Origin of the sequence: Streptomyces sp. 8L (assembly GCF_020176795.1) — a bacterium.
Lineage (GTDB): Bacteria > Actinomycetota > Actinomycetes > Streptomycetales > Streptomycetaceae > Streptomyces.
This window is the reverse complement of record NZ_JAIUKE010000101.1, coordinates 11,821-30,832: the sequence shown is the minus strand read 5'-3', so window position 1 is coordinate 30,832 and position 19,012 is coordinate 11,821. Positions and strand designations below refer to the sequence as shown.

At 72.6% G+C, this 19,012-nt stretch carries 18 protein-coding genes; 11 read left to right on the top strand and 7 right to left on the bottom strand.

The window, feature by feature from the left end; translation table 11 throughout:
• Positions 1-361 precede the first annotated feature (361 nt).
• Genes LCE31_RS10880 through LCE31_RS10870 form a run of 3 tightly spaced genes read left to right on the top strand, consistent with a single transcriptional unit; the run spans position 362 to position 3,421 of the window.
• A complete protein-coding gene (locus tag LCE31_RS10880; RefSeq protein ID WP_225013970.1) occupies positions 362-1,135 on the top strand; it encodes an SDR family oxidoreductase in 774 nt (257 codons plus the stop codon).
• Positions 1,132-2,793, top strand: coding sequence for a class I adenylate-forming enzyme family protein (locus tag LCE31_RS10875; RefSeq protein ID WP_225013969.1), 1,662 nt, complete (start codon positions 1,132-1,134; stop codon positions 2,791-2,793). Before LCE31_RS10880 ends, LCE31_RS10875 begins: the two co-directional genes overlap by 4 nt.
• Positions 2,794-2,824: 31 nt before the next feature.
• A complete protein-coding gene (locus LCE31_RS10870) occupies positions 2,825-3,421 on the top strand; it encodes a TetR/AcrR family transcriptional regulator (RefSeq protein WP_225013968.1) in 597 nt (198 codons plus the stop codon).
• 76 nt (positions 3,422-3,497) lie between these two features.
• Here the strand turns inward: LCE31_RS10870 and LCE31_RS10865 are convergent, their stop codons facing one another.
• Both LCE31_RS10865 and LCE31_RS10860 read right to left on the bottom strand, forming a co-directional pair.
• Positions 3,498-4,712 carry an acyl-CoA dehydrogenase family protein gene (locus tag LCE31_RS10865; RefSeq protein ID WP_225013967.1) on the bottom strand — a complete coding sequence of 405 codons (1,215 nt, stop codon included), beginning with the start codon at positions 4,710-4,712 and terminating at the stop codon, positions 3,498-3,500.
• An 8-nt stretch (positions 4,713-4,720) separates the two neighbouring features.
• Positions 4,721-5,758, bottom strand: coding sequence for a phosphotransferase family protein (locus LCE31_RS10860; protein ID WP_225013966.1), 1,038 nt, complete (start codon positions 5,756-5,758; stop codon positions 4,721-4,723).
• Between the two features lie 147 nt (positions 5,759-5,905).
• On the opposite strand from LCE31_RS10860, the gene LCE31_RS10855 reads away from it, so the two are divergent.
• A complete protein-coding gene (locus LCE31_RS10855; protein ID WP_225013965.1) occupies positions 5,906-7,210 on the top strand; it encodes a glucarate dehydratase family protein in 1,305 nt (434 codons plus the stop codon).
• Positions 7,211-7,308: 98 nt separating this feature from the next.
• Here the strand turns inward: LCE31_RS10855 and LCE31_RS10850 are convergent, their stop codons facing one another.
• Together LCE31_RS10850 and LCE31_RS10845 are read right to left on the bottom strand one after the other, a co-directional pair.
• Positions 7,309-8,220 carry an MBL fold metallo-hydrolase gene (locus LCE31_RS10850; RefSeq protein WP_225013964.1) on the bottom strand — a complete coding sequence of 304 codons (912 nt, stop codon included), beginning with the start codon at positions 8,218-8,220 and terminating at the stop codon, positions 7,309-7,311.
• Between the two features lie 333 nt (positions 8,221-8,553).
• Positions 8,554-9,111, bottom strand: a complete 558-nt coding sequence (locus tag LCE31_RS10845) for an NUDIX hydrolase (RefSeq protein WP_225013963.1) — start codon at positions 9,109-9,111, stop codon at positions 8,554-8,556.
• 262 nt (positions 9,112-9,373) lie between these two features.
• On the opposite strand from LCE31_RS10845, the gene LCE31_RS10840 reads away from it, so the two are divergent.
• Positions 9,374-11,029 carry an FAD-binding dehydrogenase gene (locus tag LCE31_RS10840; RefSeq protein ID WP_225013962.1) on the top strand — a complete coding sequence of 552 codons (1,656 nt, stop codon included), beginning with the start codon at positions 9,374-9,376 and terminating at the stop codon, positions 11,027-11,029.
• A 93-nt stretch (positions 11,030-11,122) separates the two neighbouring features.
• On the opposite strand, the gene LCE31_RS10835 is transcribed toward LCE31_RS10840, so the two are convergent.
• Positions 11,123-11,713, bottom strand: a complete 591-nt coding sequence (locus tag LCE31_RS10835) for a TetR family transcriptional regulator (RefSeq protein ID WP_225013961.1) — start codon at positions 11,711-11,713, stop codon at positions 11,123-11,125.
• A 119-nt stretch (positions 11,714-11,832) separates the two neighbouring features.
• On the opposite strand from LCE31_RS10835, the gene LCE31_RS10830 reads away from it, so the two are divergent.
• The 3 genes from LCE31_RS10830 to LCE31_RS10820 all read left to right on the top strand — a co-directional run bounded on the left by LCE31_RS10830 (position 11,833) and on the right by LCE31_RS10820 (position 14,324).
• On the top strand, positions 11,833-12,738 hold the full coding sequence (locus LCE31_RS10830; protein WP_225013960.1) for an SDR family oxidoreductase: 906 nt from the start codon (positions 11,833-11,835) through the stop codon (positions 12,736-12,738).
• Between the two features lie 190 nt (positions 12,739-12,928).
• A complete protein-coding gene (locus LCE31_RS10825) occupies positions 12,929-13,618 on the top strand; it encodes a molybdopterin-dependent oxidoreductase (RefSeq protein WP_225013973.1) in 690 nt (229 codons plus the stop codon).
• Positions 13,560-14,324 carry a cytochrome b/b6 domain-containing protein gene (locus LCE31_RS10820; RefSeq protein WP_225013959.1) on the top strand — a complete coding sequence of 255 codons (765 nt, stop codon included), beginning with the start codon at positions 13,560-13,562 and terminating at the stop codon, positions 14,322-14,324. Before LCE31_RS10825 ends, LCE31_RS10820 begins: the two co-directional genes overlap by 59 nt.
• A gap of 88 nt (positions 14,325-14,412) precedes the next feature.
• On the opposite strand, the gene LCE31_RS10815 is transcribed toward LCE31_RS10820, so the two are convergent.
• Positions 14,413-15,810 (bottom strand): GntT/GntP/DsdX family permease, encoded by a 1,398-nt coding sequence (locus tag LCE31_RS10815; protein WP_225013958.1) that lies wholly within the window; start codon positions 15,808-15,810, stop codon positions 14,413-14,415.
• Between the two features lie 12 nt (positions 15,811-15,822).
• The gene (locus tag LCE31_RS10810) at positions 15,823-16,347 is read right to left on the bottom strand and encodes a gluconokinase (protein ID WP_225013972.1); all 525 of its coding nucleotides are present in this window, start codon (positions 16,345-16,347) and stop codon (positions 15,823-15,825) included.
• Between the two features lie 140 nt (positions 16,348-16,487).
• Between LCE31_RS10810 and LCE31_RS10805 the strand changes: the two genes are divergently transcribed.
• The 3 genes from LCE31_RS10805 (at position 16,488) to LCE31_RS10795 (ending at position 18,992) form a co-directional block, all read left to right on the top strand.
• On the top strand, positions 16,488-17,189 hold the full coding sequence (locus tag LCE31_RS10805) for a FadR/GntR family transcriptional regulator (RefSeq protein WP_225013957.1): 702 nt from the start codon (positions 16,488-16,490) through the stop codon (positions 17,187-17,189).
• A gap of 88 nt (positions 17,190-17,277) precedes the next feature.
• The gene (locus tag LCE31_RS10800) at positions 17,278-18,363 is read left to right on the top strand and encodes an S-(hydroxymethyl)mycothiol dehydrogenase (RefSeq protein WP_225013956.1); all 1,086 of its coding nucleotides are present in this window, start codon (positions 17,278-17,280) and stop codon (positions 18,361-18,363) included.
• Complete coding sequence (locus tag LCE31_RS10795) at positions 18,363-18,992, top strand: MBL fold metallo-hydrolase (RefSeq protein WP_225013955.1); 630 nt, start codon at positions 18,363-18,365, stop codon at positions 18,990-18,992. The genes LCE31_RS10800 and LCE31_RS10795 overlap by 1 nt, the downstream gene beginning before the upstream one ends.
• The last annotated feature ends 20 nt before the right edge of the window (positions 18,993-19,012 follow it).

The window sequence follows — 19,012 nt, the reverse complement described above, 5'->3', positions numbered from 1 at the left end:
TTCCCCCGCCCCGGCCCCCCCGGGCCCCCCCGGCGCCCCCCCCGGCCCCCCCGGGGCCCCCCCCGGCGGGGGCGGGGGGGCCCCCGGGCGGGGGGGGGGGCGCCCGCGACCGCTCCCGCCGCTCCCAGCGCGCCGCCCGCCGCCAGCAGACCTCGTCGGGACAGGTTCATGCCGCCACCTCCGTACCGCATGGAACGATCACTGCTGTCATGCCCACGCACCGTAGTCCCCGGTGGTCCAGGACGGAACGAGGCAGTCCGGGAGGATCGGGGCAGGCTCTTCCCCGATCACATACCGACTGGTTAGTCTGCCGATGAGGGGTCGGCGGTGCAGCCGACGAGCAGCCGAAGGGCAGGTGCCGATGGATACCGTCGAGGGTGCGAGGGTCGTGGTGACCGGAGGAGGCGGCGGCATCGGGGCCGCGCTCGCCCGGAGTTTCGCCGCCGGGGGCGCGCGGGTCGTCGTCAACGATCTCGACGCGGCCAAGGCGACCGCCGTCGCGGCCGAGATCGGCGGCATCGCGGTGCCCGGGGACGCCGCCGCGACCGTCGGTGACGCGCGCGACGCGCTCGGCGGCCGGGTCGACATCTACTGCGCCAACGCGGGCGTCGGCACCGGCGGCGACCCCATGACGGACGACGAGGCATGGCAGACGGCGTGGGACGTCAACGTCATGGCCCACGTACGGGCGGCCCGCGCGCTGCTGCCCGAGTGGCTGGAGCGCGGCGAGGGACGGTTCATCTCGACGGTCTCGGCCGCCGGACTGCTCACGATGCTCGGCGCCGCGCCCTACAGCGTCACCAAGCACGGCGCACTCGCCTTCGCCGAGTGGCTGTCGCTCACCTACCGCCACCGCGGGCTGCGCGTCCACGCCATCTGCCCGCAGGGCGTCCGTACGGACATGCTCGCCACCACAGGCGAGGCGGGCCGCCTGATGCTCCAGCCCAACGCGATCGAGCCGGGCGCCGTCGCCGACGCCCTGTTCAAGGCCATGGCGGAGGACCGCTTCCTCGTCCTGCCGCACCCCGAGGCCGGCCGGTTCGCGCAGGCGCGGGCCGCCGACCCGGACCGCTGGCTCGCGACGATGAACCACTACCAGCGGAGGCTGGAGTCGAGGGAAGGTGCCACCGAGTGACCGCGTCGATCTATGCCGCCAAGCCGTGGCTGGCCGTCCTCAGCGAGGTCCAGCGCGCCCCGATCACCCCGGCGGACTCCGTCGTCCACGCCTTCAGGGCGTCCGCGGCCGAGGCCCCCGACCAAGCCGCCGTCGCCTACTTCGACGGCCGTCTCGGCTACCGCGAGATGGACGGGCTCAGCGACTCCGTCGCGGGCCACCTCGCCGCGCGCGGCCTCGCCCGCGGCGACCGCGTGGCGATCATGCTCCAGAACAGCCCGCACTTCGTCCTCGCCCTGCTCGGTGCCTGGAAGGCGGGCGCGATCGTCGTCCCGCTCAACCCGATGTACAAGTCCGCCGAGGCCGGCCACATCCTCGGCGACGCCGGGGTCTCCGCGCTGATCTGCTCGGACCGGGCCTGGGCGGCCTATCTGCGCGACACCGCGGCGGCCTCGTCCGTGCGGATCGCCCTCACCGCCTGCGAACGCGACTTCCAGACCCGCGACGACGCCCGGGTCCTCGGCTTCGAGCGGCTGCCCCCCGCGGACGACGCCGACGACCTGGCGGCCGTCGCGCGCCTCGGCCTGCCCGCGCCCGCCGAGCGCGATCCGCACCCCGGCGACACCGCGCTCATCAGCTACACCTCGGGCACCAGCGGCAAGCCCAAGGGCGCCATGAACTCGCACGCCAACATCATGTTCAACGCCGAGCGCCAGGCGGCGGGGCAGGGGCTGCCCAAGGGCTCCGTCTACTTCGCGCTCGCGCCCCTCTTCCACATCACCGGAATGGTCTGCCAGCTCTCCACCTGCTTCGCCAACGCGGGCACCCTCGCGCTCGCGTACCGCTTCGAGGCGGGCGTGGTGCTCGAAGCCTTCGCCGAGCACCGGCCCGCCTACACCGTCGGCCCCTCCACGGCGTTCATGGCGCTCGCCGCGCACCCGGCTGCGACGCGCGACCACTTCGCCTCGTTCCGGCAGATCAGCTCCGGCGGCGCGCCGCTGCCGCCCGCGCTCGTGGAGAAGTTCCGCGCCGCGCTCGGAGCGTACGTGCACAACGGCTACGGGCTCACCGAGTGCACGGCGCCCTGCGCGTCCGTACCGCCGGGCGTCGAGGCGCCCGTCGACCCGGTGTCGGGGACCCTCGCCGTCGGCGTGCCGGGGCCCGACACCGTGGTGCGCGTCCTGGACGACACCGGCGCGGAGGTGCCCTTCGGCGAGCAGGGCGAGATCGCCGTGAGGGGCCCGCAGGTCGTCTCCGGCTACTGGCACCTGCCCGAGGCCACGGACGAGGCGTTCCCCGGCGGGGAGCTGCGCACCGGCGACATCGGCTTCATGGACCCCGAGGGCTGGCTGTACGTCGTCGACCGGAAGAAGGACATGATCAACGCGTCCGGCTTCAAGGTGTGGCCGCGCGAGGTCGAGGACGTGCTCTACACGCACCCCGCGGTGCGGGAGGCGGCCGTGGTCGGCGTCCCCGACGCGTACCGGGGGGAGACGGTCAAGGCGTACGTCAGCCTGCGCCCGGGCGCCGCAGTGGACGGCGCCGCGCTCGGCACGTACTGCAAGGAACGGCTCGCCGCGTACAAGTACCCGCGCGTCGTCGAGATCCTGCCCGAGCTGCCCAAGACGCCCAGTGGGAAGATCCTCAGGAGGGAACTGCGTTCACGCGAGGACGCCTAGCGAAGCGGACCGGAAAGGGTGGTGGCGGAACATGGCCAGGACGACGGGGGGCGACGGCGGGACGCCGGTGCCCCAGCGGCTGCTGGCCGCCGCCACCCGCCTCTTCGCCGAGCAGGGCTACGACCGCACGTCGGTCCAGGAGATCGTGGAGGCCGCCGGGGTCACCAAGGGCGCGCTCTACCACTACTTCGGGTCGAAGGAGGACCTCCTCCAGGAGGTGTACGCGCGCGTGCTGCGGCTCCAGCAGGAGCGCCTCGACGCGTACGCGGACGCCGACGCGCCCGTCGAGGAGCGGCTGCGCGACGCGGCGGCCGACGTCGTCGTGACGACGATAGAGAACCTCGACGACGCGGCGATCTTCTTCCGCTCCATGCACCACCTGAGCCCGGAGAAGAACAAGCAGGTGCGGATGGAGCGCCGCCGCTACCACGAGCGCTTCCGCGCCCTGGTCGAGGAGGGCCAGCGCACGGGCGTCTTCTCCACGGCGACCCCCTCGGACCTCGTGGTGGACTACCACTTCGGCTCGGTCCACCACCTGTCGACGTGGTACCGCCCCCAGGGCCCGCTGACGCCCCGCGAGGTGGCCGACCACCTCGCCGACCTGCTCCTGCGGGCGCTGCGGCCCTGAGCCCGCGGGGCCTGCTCCGTGCGGATGGGGGCCCCGGGCGGGCGCGGTGTCCGGTGCCGGGCCCGCCCGCCCCGAACTACGCGTGCTTCTTCAGCTCGCGCCGGGCCAGGGAGCGCTGGTGCACCTCGTCCGGGCCGTCCGCCAGGCGCAGGGTGCGCGCGTGCGCCCACAGCTCGGCCAGCGGGTAGTCCTGGCTGACGCCGCCCGCCCCGTGCAGTTGGATCGCCCGGTCCAGGATGTCGAGCACGGCGCGCGGCGTCGCGATCTTGATCGCCTGGATCTCGGTGTGCGCGCCCCGGTTGCCCACCGTGTCCATGAGCCAGGCCGTCTTCAGCACCAGCAGCCGCAGCTGCTCCACACTCACGCGCGCGTCCGCGATCCAGTTCTGGACGACGCCCTGGGCCGCGATCGGCTTGCCGAACGCCGTGCGGGACGCCGCCCGCACGCACATCAGCTCGATCGCCCGTTCCGCCATGCCGATCAGCCGCATGCAGTGGTGGATGCGGCCCGGCCCGAGCCGCGCCTGGGCGATGGCGAAACCGCCGCCCTCCTCGCCCACCAGGTTCCCCACCGGCACCCGCGCCCGGTCGAACACGATCTCCGCATGGCCGCCGTGGTGGCCGTCGTCGTACCCGAAGACATGCATCCCGCGGCGGACCTCCACGCCGGGGGTGTCCCGGGGCACCAGCACCATCGACTGCTGGCGGCGCACGTCGGCGCCCTCGGGGTCGGTCTTGCCCATCACGATGAAGATCTTGCAGTCGGGGTTCATCGCCCCGGAGATGTACCACTTGCGGCCGGTGATGACGTAGTCGTCGCCGTCGCGGGTGATCCGCGTCTCGATGTTCGTCGCGTCCGACGACGCCACCTCGGGCTCCGTCATCGCGAACGCCGAGCGGATCTCGCCCGCCAGCAGCGGTTCGAGCCACCGCTCGCGCTGCGCCCCGTCGGCGAACTCCGCGAGCAGCTCCATGTTGCCGGTGTCCGGTGCCGCGCAGTTCAGGGCGGCGGGTGCCAGCTGCGGGGAGCGGCCGGTGATCTCGGCGAGCGGCGCGTACTGGAGGTTCGTCAGCCCCGCCCCGTACTCCTTGTCCGGCAGGAAGAGGTTCCACAGGCCCCGGGCGCGCGCCGCTTCCTGGAGTTCCCGGACGACGGGCGGGATCTGCCAGGGGTCGGCCGCCGCCGCGCTCTGCTCGCGCAGGACGGGCTCCGCCGGATACACGTACTCGTCCATGAAGGCGAGCAGCTTCTCGCGGAGCTCCTGCGTGCGGGCGTCGAATGCGAAGTCCATGGGGGTGATCAGCCTTCCTGGAGGGTGCCGAGACCGTGCCGGATGAAGAGGGGGACGAGGTCGCCGATGCGGTCGAAGCCGCGGCCGACGGTCTGGCCCAGGGTGTAGCGGTAGTGGATGCCCTCCAGGATCACGGCGAGCTTGAACCACGCGAACGCCGTGTACCAGGAGATCGCCGACGTGTCCCGGCCCGAGCGGCGCGCGTAGCGCTCGATCAGTTCGGCCGGCTCCGGATGGCCCGGAGCGCCGGCCGCGGTGCTGACGGGGGAGTCCGGCAGATCGAGGCGCACGCTGTACATGACCAGCAGGCCGAGGTCCGTGAGCGGGTCGCCGAGAGTCGACATCTCCCAGTCGAGCACCGCCCTGACGCGGTCGTCGTCGCCGAGGAGGACGTTGTCGAGGCGGTAGTCGCCGTGCACCACCGTGGGCGCGGGCGAGGCCGGCAGCGCGCCGGACAGCGCGCCGTGCAGCTCGTCGATGCCCGGCAGGTCGCGGCTGCGGGACGCGTCGAGCTGCTTGCCGAAGCGCCGCAGCTGCCGGTCGAGGAAACCCTCGGGCCGGCCGAAGTCCCCGAGCCCCACCGCCGCGGGGTCCACGGCGTGCAGGTCGACCAGGGTGTCCACCAGGCCCACCACGGCGGACCTGGTGCGCCGGGGCCCGAGCGGGGCCAGCTGCTCGGCCGTGCGGTACGGGGTCCCGCCGACGAACTCCATGACGTAGAACGGCGCGCCGGTCACCTTCTCGTCCTCGCACAGCAGCAGCGTCCGCGGCACCGGTACGGGCGTGGTGCCCAGCGCGCTGATCACCCGGTACTCGCGCCGCATGTCGTGTGCCGTGGCGAGGACGTGGCCGAGCGGCGGCCTGCGCACGACCCACTGCCCCGGGCCCCCGGACGCCGCCGTGTCGCGCACCACATAGGTGAGGTTGGAGCGGCCTCCCTCGATCACCCGCGCCTGGAGCGGGCCGTGCACCAGGCCGGGCAGCTCGCGGTCCAGGTGGGCGCGCAGCCGGTCGAGGTCCAGCCCGGGCGGGGGGACTTGGCTCATCGTCCGCTCCTTCTGTGGTCACGTGCCGTGGTGAGGCGCGGTGCCGCGGTCGCGTCCCGCGGCGCCTCTCATGATGCCGACCGGTCGGTATGCCGTCCAGTCCGGGGTGCCCTGGCGGGCGATCGTCCATATGAATAGAGTTCACGTATGGATTCAGCGCTCGCCGTCGACCAGGTCCGGCTCACTCCGATACTCATCGCCGATCCTCCCCTCCTCAACACCCAGGGCGTACACCAGCCCTACACGCCCCGGCTGATCGTCGAGGTGATCACCAGGGGCGGTGTGGTCGGCGTCGGGGAGACGTACGGCGACGGGAAGTACCTGGAGCTGGCCCAGCCGCTCGCCGAGGCGCTGCCGGGCCACCGGATCACGGACGTGAACGGCCTCTTCGCCCTCGCCGACGAGGTGTGCGGCGAGTCACACCGCGTGGAGACCAGCGTCGACGCGGGCGGCCTGCGCGGCGTGCAGACCGCCGACAAGCTCAGGCTGTCCGTGGTCTCCGCCTTCGAGGTCGCGTTCCTCGACGCGCTCGGCAAGCACCGCGGCGAACCGGTGCACGCGCTCCTCGGCGGCAAGGTCAGGGACGCCGTCGACTACAGCGCGTACCTCTTCTACCGCTGGGCCGAGCACCCCGCGGACGCCCACCCGGCCGGCACGGTCAAGGACGAATGGGGCGCGGCGCTCGACCCGGCCGGAGTGGTGGCGCAGGCCCGCCGCTTCGCCGACACGTACGGCTTCCGCTCCTTCAAGCTCAAGGGCGGTGTCTTCGCGCCGGACGAGGAGATCGCGGCGATCCGTGCGCTCGCCGCCGAGTTCCCCGGGCAGCCGCTCAGGCTCGACCCCAACGGGGCCTGGTCCGTGCCGACTTCGCTGTACGTGGCGGAGCAGCTTGCCGACGTCCTCGAATACCTGGAGGACCCCGCGAGCGGCACCGGCCTGATGGCGCAGGTCTCCGCGGGCACCGGCGTCCCGCTCGCCACCAACATGTGCGTGACCACGGTGCCGGAGATCGCCGAGGCGTTCCGGCGCGACGCGGTGCAGGTCGTGCTCTCCGACCACCACTACTGGGGCGGGCTGCGCCGCACCCAGGAACTCGCCGCGATCTGCCGGGCGTTCGGCGTCGGCCTGTCCATGCACTCCAACACCCACCTCGGCATCAGCCTCGCCGCCATGACCCATGTCGCCTCGACCGTGCCCAACCTGGACTACGCGTGCGACAGCCACTACCCGTGGCAGACCGAGGACGTGATCACCGTCCGGCACACCTTCGAGGACGGGCACCTCACCGTGTCCGACGCGCCCGGCCTCGGTGTGGAGCTGGACCGCGACGCCCTGGCGGCGCTGCACCGCCGCTGGCTGGAGGACGACGGCACGATGCGCGAGCGCGACGACCTGGCGGCCATGCGCAAGGCGCACCCGGAGTGGCAGCGGCCCTCGCTCCCGCGCTGGTGACAGAGGTCGGGCTGCCACGCTGGTGACAGATACAGACGTGATCGCGGGCGCGCGGACGCGGGGTTGGAGGGACGGGGCCCGGTCCGCGCGGGCCCGCGTCAGGCGTGGCAGGCCACCGGCTGCCCGCCGTTGACGGTGGCCATGTCGCCGAACACCTCCAGCGGGTCCAGCTCCGCGGCCTCCGCGAGGCCGTCGAGTTCCGCGTACGCCCGGTGCAGATTGGCGACGATCCGCTCGCTCTCGCGGAGCGCGGCGAACTCGCCGAGGTCCGTGCTGCTCGCGGTCTCGAGCGGGCTGAGCCCCTTCGCGTAGCCGGCGCGCGCGACCTCGCCCACGAACCGCAGGTAGCGCTCCGTCGCGTCGTACACCGACGGGTCGGTGACCGGGCCGTGCCCGGGGACCACCACGTCCGCGCCGAGCGACCGCAGGATGCCGAGCGCGCGCAGCGAGCCCGCGAGGGAGCCGTTGAAGAGGAACGGTGTGCCGCCCGCGAACACCAGGTCGCCGGTGAACACCACGCCCTCGCCCGGCAGATGGACGATCGAGTCGCCGGCGGTGTGGGCCGCGCCGGGGTGCAGGACGCGCACTTCCACGTCTCCCACGTACAGGGTCATGGCGTCGCTGTACGTCACCGTCGGCGCCACCACCGGCACTTCGCCGAACTCCGTGCCCGGCCACACCAGGTGGAGCTGGTGCCCTGCGGCTATCTGCTGGCTGCGGCAGGTCTCGTGCGCGACCACCGTCGCATCGGGCGCGAACACGCTGTTGCCGTACGTGTGGTCACCGTGGTGGTGGGTGTTGACCAGGGTGCGGGGGAGCGGCAGCCCCTGTGCCAGGACCGCCTCGCGCAGCGCCTTCGCGCGCCGCTCCGTCGCCGCGGTGTCGACGAGGAGCGTCGTGCTGCCGTCGCTGACCACACCGGCGTTGTTGAGGCACCAGCCGCCGTCCGGCTGGACATAGGCGTACGCCTGAGGTGTGACGCGGACGAGGTACGGGTCCATTGCGGGCATCGGTCGGTCCTTCGGTACGGGGCTGTCGGGAGCGGTCGCGATCGTGCCCGGCGCCGTTGCCGGGGCGACTGAGCGGTGCGACTGGAGTGGTGGGACTGCCGTTGGGGGGCTGCCGTGCGGGGACAGAGGTGTGCGACACAGGTGCCCGGCGCGGGCCGGGTGAGGTGATCGGAGTGGTGCTGCCGGGCCGGGCCCACGGGGTCCGCCCGTGGGCAGCTTGCCAGGTGAAGGGCGCCCGGTGCCAGAGCGGCGGGACACGCCCGAGCCCGCGCGCCGGCGTATGTGCCTCCCGCGTGGCGCGTGTCGCAGGTACCCCTCAGGTCACCTCTCCCGTCACCTGCCGTGGCGCAGGTACTGCTCGTATCTCTCGTACGCGGCACGGCCGTCGGGCACGAACCCCCACGGCGCGGCGGCCCCCGCGCCGCCCGGCGGGACCTCGCCGCGCAGCCGCGCCGCCACCTCGTCGGGCGGCAGGAAGGCGTGCCAGGCGACCTCCTCGGCCTGCGGCCGTACGGGCAGCGTGCAGCGCACCTCGTACACCGCCGACCACCAGGAGCCGCGCCCGTCGGGCGCGTCGTACAGGAAGCGGAACAGCGGGGTGGGCCGGGGCAGCCCCGAGACACCGAGCTCCTCCTCGGCCTCGCGCAGCGCACCGTCGTCGTAACTCTCGCCCGGGCCGAGGACGCCGCCGACGAACACGTCGTACAGCGAGGGGAAGATCAGCTTCGTCGCCGTCCTGCGGTGCACGAACAGCCGGTCCTCCGCGTCCCTGGCCAGGACGAAGGTGGCACGGTGGCGCAGGCCGCGCGCGTACACCTCACCGCGCCGCGCCTGCCCCACAACCCGGTCGTCCTCGTCGACGACGTCCACGATCTCGTCCTCTGGAGCCATGGGACCATCCAACCAAACAGCGTGCCGGACGCTTCGCCAGGGCCGGTTCGCCCCCGCGGTCTTCGTCTCTCCGTCCTGGAGACCTTTCGGCGGGACGGCTCCGGCGGTTGACTTGTTACCGGCGCGTACCGAAGATCGGGAGACCGGACGGCACCGGAACCCGGGGCCCCGGGACCCGGGCGGCCAGAACGCCCGGACGCCGGGACACAGGGACGCCGGGATGCGGCGGCACGGGAAACAGGGACTCCGAGGGCGGGGGAGCATGGCGTACGACGCAGATGTGATCGTGATCGGGGCCGGTCTCGCGGGACTGGCCGCGACGGCCGAACTCGTCGACGCGGGGCGCCGGGTGATCCTCCTCGACCAGGAGCCCGAGCAGTCGATCGGCGGACAGGCGCACTGGTCGTTCGGCGGGATCTTCCTCGTCGGCTCCGCCGAGCAGCGCCGCATGGGCATCAAGGACAGCAGGGACCTGGCCCTCCAGGACTGGCTCGGCACGGCGGGGTTCGACCGGCCGGAGGACCACTGGCCGCGCCGCTGGGCCGAGGCCTACGTCGACTTCGCGGCCGGCGAGAAACGCGCCTGGCTGCACCGGCGCGGCGTCCGCTTCTTCCCCGTGGTCGGCTGGGCGGAACGGGGCGGGTACGAGGCGACGGGCCACGGCAACTCCGTGCCGCGCTTCCACATCACCTGGGGCACGGGCCCCGGCATCGTCGCGCCGTTCGAACGCAGGGTGCGCGAGGGCGTCGCGAAGGGCCTGGTGACCTTCCGCTTCCGGCACCGCGTGACCGGCCTCGCGGCCACCGACGGGCACCTCGACACCGTCACCGGCGAGGTGCTCGAACCGAGCACAGCGCTGCGCGGCACCCCCAGCGGGCGCACCGCCACCGGCACGTTCGAGCTGCGGGCCCAGGCCGTGGTCGTCACGAGTGGCGGCATCGGCGGCAACCACGACCTCGTACGCGCCCAGTGGCCCGAGCGGCTCGGCACCCCGCCCCGGCACATGGTCACGGGCGTGCCCGCCCACGTCGACGGGCTGATGCTCGGCATCGCCGAGCAGGCCGGCGCCCACCACATCAACCGCGACCGCATGTGGCACTACACCGAGGGCATCCAGAACTGGAACCCGATCTGGCCGGGACACGGCATCCGCATCCTGCCGGGCCCCTCGTCGCTGTGGTTCGACGCGCGGGGCCGCAGGCTCCCCGTCCCGCTCTTCCCCGGCTTCGACACTCTCGGCACGCTCGAACACATCATGCGCTCCGGGTACGAGTACACGTGGTTCGTGCTCGATCAGCGCATCATCGGCAAGGAGTTCGCCCTCTCCGGCTCGGAGCAGAACCCCGACCTCACCGGCAAGTCCGTCCGCGGCGTCCTCGACCGGGCCCGCGCCGAGGTGCCGGGCCCCGTGCGCGCCTTCATGGACAAGGGAGCGGACTTCGTCGTCGCGCGCGACCTGGCCACCCTGGTGAAGGGCATGAACGACCTGACCGACGAGCCGCTCATCGAGGAGCCGGAACTGCGCCGCGAGATCGTGGCCAGGGACCGGGAGATCGCCAACCCCTACACGAAGGACCTCCAGATCATGGCGCTGCGCGGCGCCCGCAGGTTCTGGGGCGACCGCCTGGTCCGCACCGCGCCCCCGCACCGCCTGCTGGACCCGGCGGCGGGTCCCCTCATCGCCGTGCGCCTGCACATCCTCACCCGCAAGTCGCTCGGCGGCCTGGAGACCGACCTGTCGTCCCGCGTCCTGACGGCGGCGGGCGAGCCACTGCCCGGCCTGTACGCGGCGGGCGAGGCCGCGGGGTTCGGCGGCGGCGGGGTCCACGGCTACCGCTCCCTTGAGGGCACGTTCCTCGGCGGCTGCCTCTTCTCGGGCCGCGCGGCGGGCCGTGCGGCGGCGAAGGCGACGGCCTGACCCCGCGCCGGCCGGGCGCCGCCTCGCTCCTCGGAGCCTACCCGCGCTGAAGCGCTGCCCGCGTACCCGCGCGCCCGGCGCCAGGCCCCGCTCTCAGGCCCCGCGCTCCTCCGGCGCACGGGCCGAAGCCACGTGCCCGAGGTCCTCGAAGGTCTCCCGCACCGCCTCGGCCATCCTCCCGTCGGGCGGGCCCGCGAGCCAGCGGCCGAACGCGACCTTGAACGCGGCGATGCCCGCCTCCGCCGCCAGGTCCGCGGTGGGGGCGTCCACACCCCGGCCGCGCAGCGTCCGGGCCACGGCGGTGGCGAGGGTCGCCAGCTTGACGAGTTCGCGCTCCTGGAGCTCGGGGGTGGCGTCGATGACGGCCTGGCGCTTCCCCGCCTCCTCGTGGCGGTCCTCGAACGTGGTGGCGGTGGCGGTGCCGATGCCCGCGGCGACGGCGGAGATCGCGGCGAGTCCGGCCGGGGCGTCCGCGATGCCGTCCACGACCAGAGCCTGGAGGGCGCCCGCCCCGTCGAACAGCACATCGCGCTTGTCCGCGTAGTGGCGGAAGAAGGTCCGCTTCGTGAGTCCCGCACGCTCCGCGATCTCGGCGACCGTCGTCTGCTCGAAACCTCGCTCCATGTACAGCTCCAGGGCCGCCTGTTCAAGACGGCCGCGCGCGTTCGGCTCCCATCGGCTCATGGCCACAGTCTAAGTGATGACACCTGGTGTCGTCGGTGGTACGGTGATGGCACCAGGTGACATCACCCCCGGCCGGGCCGCACGACGACTCGGCCGGCGGCCGACCGGAAGGTTCTCTCATGCGTGTTTTCGTCACAGGCGCGTCGGGCCACATCGCCTCGGCCGTCGTTCCCGAACTGACCGGTGCCGGCCACGAGGTCGTCGGGCTGGCCCGGTCCGACGCCTCGGCGGACGCGGTCGCCGCGCTCGGGGCCGAGGTCCTGCGCGGCGACCTGGACGACCTCGCCGGCCTGCGGAAGGCCGCAGCCGCCGCCGACGGCGTCCTGCACTTCGCGTTCAAGCACGACGCGATGCGCTCGGGCGACTTCGCCGGTGCGGTCGCGTCCGACCTGAGCGTGACCGAGGCGATCGGCGCAGAACTGGAGGGCTCGGGCAAGCCGTTCGTCGCGATGGGCGGCACCATGATGGTCGCGGGGGCCGGCATCACCGGACGCCCCGCCACCGAGGAGGACGCGGCCGATGCGGGGCCGCGGGTCGACGCGGAGAACACCCTGGTCGTGATGGCCGAACGCGGGGTGCGCTCCTCGGTCGTACGGCTCTCGCCCGTGGTGCACGGCCCGCTCGACCACCACGGCTTCATCCCCACCCTGATCGCCCTCGCCCGGGAGAAGGGCTTCTCCGGGTACGTGGGGGACGGCGCCAACCGCTGGCCCGCCGTGCAGACCCTGGACGCGGCGCGCCTGTGCCTGCTGGCGCTGGAGAAGGCGCCGGCCGGTTCGCGGCTGCACGCTGTGGCGGACGAGGGCATCCCGTTCCGGGAGATCGCCGAGGCCATCGGCCGCCGCCTCGACCTGCCCGTCAGGTCCGTCGCGGCCGAGGACGCGGCAGGCCACTTCGGCTTCCTCGGAGCACTGGTGCAGACCGACAATCACACGTCCAACGCCCGCACCCGGAAGCTGCTCGGCTGGGAGCCGGTGCGCCCCGGGCTCCTCGACGACCTGGCCGAGGGCCACTACTTCGACTGATCTGTGACGGAAGTCTGACGTCCCGGGCCGTCGGGGCCGCGAGCCCCTCGACGGGTGTTCAATCGGTGGAGTGAGCGAGCACAGCGGGCCGGGGCCCGGGAACGTACGGGACGACGCGCAAGAGCCGCACGTACGGGACGAGGAAGAGCCGCGGGAGCCGCCGGCAGCGCGGCGTGCGAAGGGCCCCGCCGTGGGGCGGCGCGTGCTGCTGGGGACCCTGGCCGCAGGGGCCGGCGGGCTCGCGGCCGCGCCGTATCTGCAGAGCGGCCTGGAGAAGTTCCTCGGTGCCGCGTCGCAGGTCGACCCCACCGGAATCTCGAACCTGCTGCCCAACGGCGGCGGTTTCCGCTTCTACAACGTCGCCGCCTCCGTCCCCACGAAGACGGCCGCGACCTACCGGCTGAGGATCGACGGGCTCGTCGACCGCCCCCGCTCGTACACCCTCGCGGAGCTGAAGGCCCTTCCGCAGGTGCGGACCGACCTGGATGTCCAGTGCGTCACCGGCTGGCGGGTGCCGAAGGTGCCGTTCGAGGGGGTGCGCGTCTCCGACCTGCTGGACGCCGCCGGGGTCAGGGCCCAGGGGCGCGCGCTGCGCTTCACCTGCTTCGACGGGACCTACAGCGAGAGCCTCACGCTCTCCCAGGCCCGCAGGAACGATGTGCTCGTGGCGCTGAGGATGCAGGACAAGCCCATCAGCAAGGACCACGGCGGGCCGGTCAGGCTCTATGTGGCTCCGATGTACTTCTACAAGTCGGCGAAGTGGCTCTCCGGCATATCGGTCACCGACAAGGTGGAGCCGGGTTACTGGGAGGGATACGGCTATGACGTCGACGGATGGGTCGGGCGCTCGAACGGGCGGGACGACAGGCCGACGGTCTGAGGCGGGGGCCGTCCACCCGGGCGGGATACGGCGGTTCACCCTCGCGGAACGGCTGGTGCACCGCACCACCAGCTGGCTGATGCTGCTCTGTGTGGGGACGGCCGCGTTCCTGTACGTGCCGCAGCTCGCGGAACTCGTCGGCCGCCGCTACCTCGTCGTGACGGTCCACGAGTGGTCCGGGGTCCTGATCCCGGTGCCCTTCCTCGCGGGTCTCGTCTCGCACGCGTTGCGCCGCGACCTGGAGCGGCTCAACCGCTTCGCGCCCTACGACCGCGAGTGGCTGCGCGCGGTGCGCAGGCGCTGGAACTGGGCCGGCGCCCGACCGGCGGGCAAGTTCAACGCCGGGCAGAAGATCTACGCGTCCTGGATCGCGGGAGCGACGGTCCTGATGCTCTTCACCGGCCTGCTGATGTGGTTCACCGGGCTGTTCCCGCTCATCTCCCGCACGAGCGCCACCTTCATCCACGACTGGCTGGCGCTCGCCGTCGGGATCGTCCTGTTCGGGCACATCAGCATGGCCTTCAAGGACCCCGGCGCACGGCGCGGCATGCGGACCGGTTCCGTGGACCGGGCCTGGGCCCTGCGTGAACACTCCGAGTGGGAGGACGAGAGGGCGGCCGAGGAGGCAGAGGAGCGGGAGGCCGGAGCCGCCGGCGGCGGGACGCGGCGGACGCCCGCGGCGGACATGCCGGAGGGGCGGGGCTGACCACCCGGCCCGCCCCGCCCCGCACGTGATGCCGTACGGCCGCGGCGCCGCGTGCCTACGCCGGCGCGGCGTACCGCTCCCGGCCGTGCTAGACGATCAGTGACAGCAGGAGCACGCAGCCGAGGCCGACCACCGACAGGATGCCCTCCATCACCGACCAGGTCTTGACCGTCTGGCCGACGTCCATCCCGAAGTAGCCCTTCACCAGCCAGAATCCGGCGTCGTTGACGTGGCTGAAGAACAGCGAGCCCGCGCCGACCGCCAGCACCATCAGGGACACGTGCGTGGTGGACATGCCCTGCGACAGCGGGCCCACCAGGCCCGCCGCGGAGATCGTCGCGACGGTGGCGGAGCCGGTCGCGATCCGGATGGCCACCGCGATCAACCAGGCGAGCAGCAGGGACGGGATGGACCAGTCCTTGGTGACGTCCAGGATCATCTGGCCCACGCCCGCGTCGACGAGCACCTGCTTGAAGCCGCCGCCCGCGGCGACGATCAGCATCACACCGGCGATCGGGCCGAGGGACTCCTCCAGGAGCACCGACAGCTTCTGCTTGCCGAAGCCGGCCGCGCGGCCCAGCGTGAACAGCCCGACGACGACTGCGAGCAGCAGCGCGATCAGCGGGTTGCCGATCACGTCGGCGACGCGCTGGCCGGTGTTGGCCGCGTCGTCGACGGTGATGTCCACCAGCGCCTTGGCCAGCATCAGCACGACCGGCAGCAGCATGGTGCACACGGTGGCGACGAAGCTGGGACGCTTCTCCAGGGAGTCCGAGGGACGCTGGGGGATCATGTTCTCGGGCGGGGTGACATCCACCCAGCGCGCCGCGTACTTGGAGAACAGCGGGCCGCCGATGATGACCGTCGGGATCGCGACGATGAGGCCGAGCAGCAGCGTCACACCGAGGTTGGCGTGGATGGCGCTGATCGCGGCCAGCGGGCCGGGGTGCGGCGGGATCAGGCCGTGCATCGCGGACAGGCCCGCGAGCGCGGGGATGCCGATGCGGATCGCGGAGTAGTTGCCGCGCTTGGCGACCAGCAGCACCACCGGGATCAGCAGGACGAGCCCGATCTCGAAGAACAGCGGCAGGGCCACGATCGCCGCGATCAGCACCATCGCCCACGGCATGGTTTTGCGGCCGGCCTTGGCGAGGATCGTGTCCACGATCTGGTCGGCCCCGCCGGAGTCCGCCAGCAGTTTGCCCAGCATCGAACCGAGGGCGATCAGGACGCCGACGCTCGCCACCGTGGCACCGAGGCCGGTGGAGAAGCTCGTGATCACCTTGTCCAGGGGCGCGGACGCGGTGGCGCCGAGCGCCAGCGAGCCGATCGTCAGCGCGAGGAACGCGTGCAGCTTGAAGACGGTGATGAGCACGACGAGGACGGCTATGCCGACCAGTACGGCTATACCCAGTTGCGCGTCGCCCGCGGAGGAGATCAGCGGTGGATCGGCGGCAGCCAGCATCTCGACATTGAGACCGGTCATGGGGGCTTCCTTCTACATCCCGGGCAGCGCGCGCAGCGCGGCTACCGCCCTTTCGGCTATTTCGTGGGGGGAACCGGACACGTCGACGGCGACGCCCCGTTCGTCCTCAGCCAGCGGCTGGAGGGCGGCGAACTGCGAGTCCAGCAGCGTGGAGGGCATGAAATGGCCCTTGCGCTCCGCCATGCGCTTCTCGATCAGCTCACGGTCGCCCGTGAGGTGCAGGAACACCGCGCCGGGCGCCGCGGCGCGGAGCCGGTCGCGGTAGACGCGCTTGAGGGCGGAGGAGCTGACCACGCCCCCGTGGCCCGCCCGTTCGTGCGCCCACCGGCCGATGGCGTCGAGCCAGGGCCAGCGGTCCTCGTCGTCGAGGGGGTGCCCCGCCGTCATCTTGGCGATGTTGCGCGGGGGGTGGAACGCGTCGCCCTCGGCGTACGGAACGCCCAGAGCCTCGGCCACCAGGGGCCCGACCGTGGTCTTGCCGGTGCCCGATACGCCCATCACCACCACGACATGGGAGCTGTGGCCCTGGCCGTGCATGCCTGCCTCGCTGTCTTCGTCGGCAACGTTGTGTCGCGTCACTGAACCGCATCACGTATGACGTAATCAAGAGAGTGTGACGCAAACGTAGTACTTATTTTTTTGCGTGAGATGTGCCGTACGCGCCGTAAGCTGAGGTCATGAGCGAAGAAGGCCGAGGTCAGCACAGCCGCGTCCTGGACGCCCTCGGCCTCGCCGTCACGGCCGGCGAATACCCCCAGGGCTCCGTGGTGCGCACCGACGAGGTGGCACAGCGCTTCGACGTGTCCCGCACCGTCGTACGCGAGGTCGTCCGGGTCCTCGAATCCATGCACCTGGTCGAGTCGCGCCGCCGCGTCGGTGTGACCGTGCGGCCCGCCGACGAGTGGAACGTCTACGACCCGCGCGTGATCCGCTGGCGGCTCGCGGGCGCCGACCGGCCGCGCCAGCTGCGGTCGTTGACGGTCCTGCGCTCCGCCGTGGAACCGGTGGCCGCCTCACTCGCGGCGCGCCACGCGACACCCGAGCAGTGCGCGGGCCTCACCGAGCGGGCCCTCGGCATGGTCGCCACCTCGCGCGGCCGGCGCCTGGAGGAGTACCTGGTGCACGACATCGCCTTCCACCGCATCGTGCTGACCGCGTCGGGCAACGAGATGTTCGCCCGGCTCGGCGACGTCGTCGCCGAGATCCTCGCCGGGCGTACCCACCACCAGGTCATGTTCGAGGACCCCGACCCGGCCGCCGTCACCCTTCACGTGCGGGTCGCCGAGGCGGTACGGGAGGGCCGGGCGGACCGGGCGGAGGAGCTGACCCGGCAGATCGCCGTCGGGGCGCTGGAGGAACTCGACGTCCTGGCGCCCTGAGCGGCACGGGCGCGCCATACTCACCTGTGGACGAGATCGTTCCGTGCCGCCAGGGGTGGCGGCCGCGGTGAGGAGAGGCAGGGCTGGCATGGCGCAGCGCGTGCGGGGTGTGGTGGCACCGGGCAAGAACGAGCCCGTGCGGATCGAGACCATCGTGGTGCCCGACCCGGGCCCCGGCGAGGCGGTGGTGAAGGTCCAGGCGTGCGGGGTGTGCCACACCGACCTGCACTACAAGCAGGGCGGCATCAACGACGACTACCCCTTCCTGCTCGGCCACGAGGCCGCGGGCGTCGTGGAGTCGGTGGGCGAGGGCGTCACCGAGGTGGTGCCCGGCGACTTCGTGGTGCTGAACTGGCGGGCCGTGTGCGGACAGTGCCGCGCGTGCCTGCGGGGCAGGCCCTGGTACTGCTTCGACACGCACAACGCCAGGCAGAAGATGACCCTGGAGGACGGCACCGAGCTGACGCCCGCGCTAGGCATCGGCGCCTTCGCGGAGAAGACCCTGGTGGCCGCGGGGCAGTGCACCAAGGTCGACCCGGAGGTGTCGCCCTCGGTGGCGGGCCTGCTGGGCTGCGGTGTGATGGCCGGTATCGGCGCCTCGATCAACACCGGCGCGGTGGGCCGGGGCGACTCGGTCGCGGTCATCGGCTGCGGCGGTGTCGGTGACGCGGCGGTGCTGGGCGCGCGCCTCGCGGGCGCGGCGAAGGTGATCGCCGTCGACATCGACGACCGGAAGCTCGCGAAGGCGGCGGAGATCGGCGCCACCCACACGGTCAACTCCCGATCCAGGGACGCCGTGGAGGCGATCCGGGAGCTGACGGGAGGGTTCGGCGCGGACGTGGTGATCGAGGCGGTCGGCCGTCCGGAGACCTACGAACAGGCCTTCTACGCACGGGATCTGGCCGGCACGGTGGTGCTGGTGGGGGTGCCCACGCCGGAGATGAGGATCGAACTGCCCCTGCTCGACGTGTTCGGCCGGGGCGGCTCGCTCAAGTCGTCCTGGTACGGGGACTGCCTGCCGTCGCGGGACTTCCCCATGCTGATCGACCTGCACCGGCAGGGCCGCATCGACCTCGGCGCGTTCGTGACGGAGACGATCGGACTCGGCGACGTCGAGGCCGCGTTCGCGCGGATGGGCGAGGGCGACGTCCTGCGCTCCGTGGTGGAGTTCTGATGACCGCGCGCATCGACCACCTGGTCACCTCCGGCACGTTCGCCCTCGACGGCGGTACGTGGGACGTCGACAACAACGTCTGGATCGTCGGCGACGACACCGAGGCGATCGTCGTCGACGCCGCACACGACGCCGCCGCGATCAGGGCCGCGCTCGGCACCCGTACGCTCAAGGCCGTGGTGTGCACGCACGCGCACAGCGACCACGTCGACGCCGCGCCCGCGCTGTCCGCCGCCACCGGCGCCAAGGTGCTGCTGCACCCGGACGACCTGCCGCTGTGGAAGCTCACGCACCCCGACGAGGCGCCGGACGGCGACCTGGCCGACGGACAGACCCTCACCGTCGCGGGCACCGATCTCACGGTGCTGCACACTCCGGGCCACGCGCCGGGAGCGGTGTGCCTGTACGCGCCCGGCCTCGGCACGGTCTTCACCGGCGACACCCTGTTCCAGGGCGGCCCCGGCGCCACCGGCCGCTCCTACTCGGACTTCCCGACCATCGTGGAGTCCATCAGGAGCCGCCTGCTGTCCCTGCCGCCCGAGACGGTGGTACGCACCGGCCACGGCGACTCCACCACGATCGGCGCCGAGGCACCCCACCTCGCCGAGTGGATCGAGCGGGGACACTAGGGTCTACCCGCTGGGTGCCG

Bases quoted from the DNA above. Each gene is read 5' to 3' on its own strand.
- LCE31_RS10880 (WP_225013970.1), top strand. From the start codon at position 362: ATGGATACCGTCGAGGGTGCGAGGGTCGTGGTGACCGGAGGAGGCGGC.
- LCE31_RS10870 (WP_225013968.1), top strand. From the start codon at position 2,825: ATGGCCAGGACGACGGGGGGCGACGGCGGGACGCCGGTGCCCCAGCGG.
- LCE31_RS10865 (WP_225013967.1), bottom strand. From the start codon at position 4,712: ATGGACTTCGCATTCGACGCCCGCACGCAGGAGCTCCGCGAGAAGCTG.
- LCE31_RS10860 (WP_225013966.1), bottom strand. From the start codon at position 5,758: ATGAGCCAAGTCCCCCCGCCCGGGCTGGACCTCGACCGGCTGCGCGCC.
- LCE31_RS10855 (WP_225013965.1), top strand. From the start codon at position 5,906: ATGGATTCAGCGCTCGCCGTCGACCAGGTCCGGCTCACTCCGATACTC.
- LCE31_RS10850 (WP_225013964.1), bottom strand. From the start codon at position 8,220: ATGCCCGCAATGGACCCGTACCTCGTCCGCGTCACACCTCAGGCGTAC.
- LCE31_RS10845 (WP_225013963.1), bottom strand. From the start codon at position 9,111: ATGGCTCCAGAGGACGAGATCGTGGACGTCGTCGACGAGGACGACCGG.
- LCE31_RS10840 (WP_225013962.1), top strand. From the start codon at position 9,374: ATGGCGTACGACGCAGATGTGATCGTGATCGGGGCCGGTCTCGCGGGA.
- LCE31_RS10835 (WP_225013961.1), bottom strand. From the start codon at position 11,713: ATGAGCCGATGGGAGCCGAACGCGCGCGGCCGTCTTGAACAGGCGGCC.
- LCE31_RS10830 (WP_225013960.1), top strand. From the start codon at position 11,833: ATGCGTGTTTTCGTCACAGGCGCGTCGGGCCACATCGCCTCGGCCGTC.
- LCE31_RS10820 (WP_225013959.1), top strand. From the start codon at position 13,560: ATGACGTCGACGGATGGGTCGGGCGCTCGAACGGGCGGGACGACAGGC.
- LCE31_RS10815 (WP_225013958.1), bottom strand. From the start codon at position 15,810: ATGACCGGTCTCAATGTCGAGATGCTGGCTGCCGCCGATCCACCGCTG.
- LCE31_RS10810 (WP_225013972.1), bottom strand. From the start codon at position 16,347: ATGCACGGCCAGGGCCACAGCTCCCATGTCGTGGTGGTGATGGGCGTA.
- LCE31_RS10805 (WP_225013957.1), top strand. From the start codon at position 16,488: ATGAGCGAAGAAGGCCGAGGTCAGCACAGCCGCGTCCTGGACGCCCTC.
- LCE31_RS10800 (WP_225013956.1), top strand. From the start codon at position 17,278: ATGGCGCAGCGCGTGCGGGGTGTGGTGGCACCGGGCAAGAACGAGCCC.
- LCE31_RS10795 (WP_225013955.1), top strand. From the start codon at position 18,363: ATGACCGCGCGCATCGACCACCTGGTCACCTCCGGCACGTTCGCCCTC.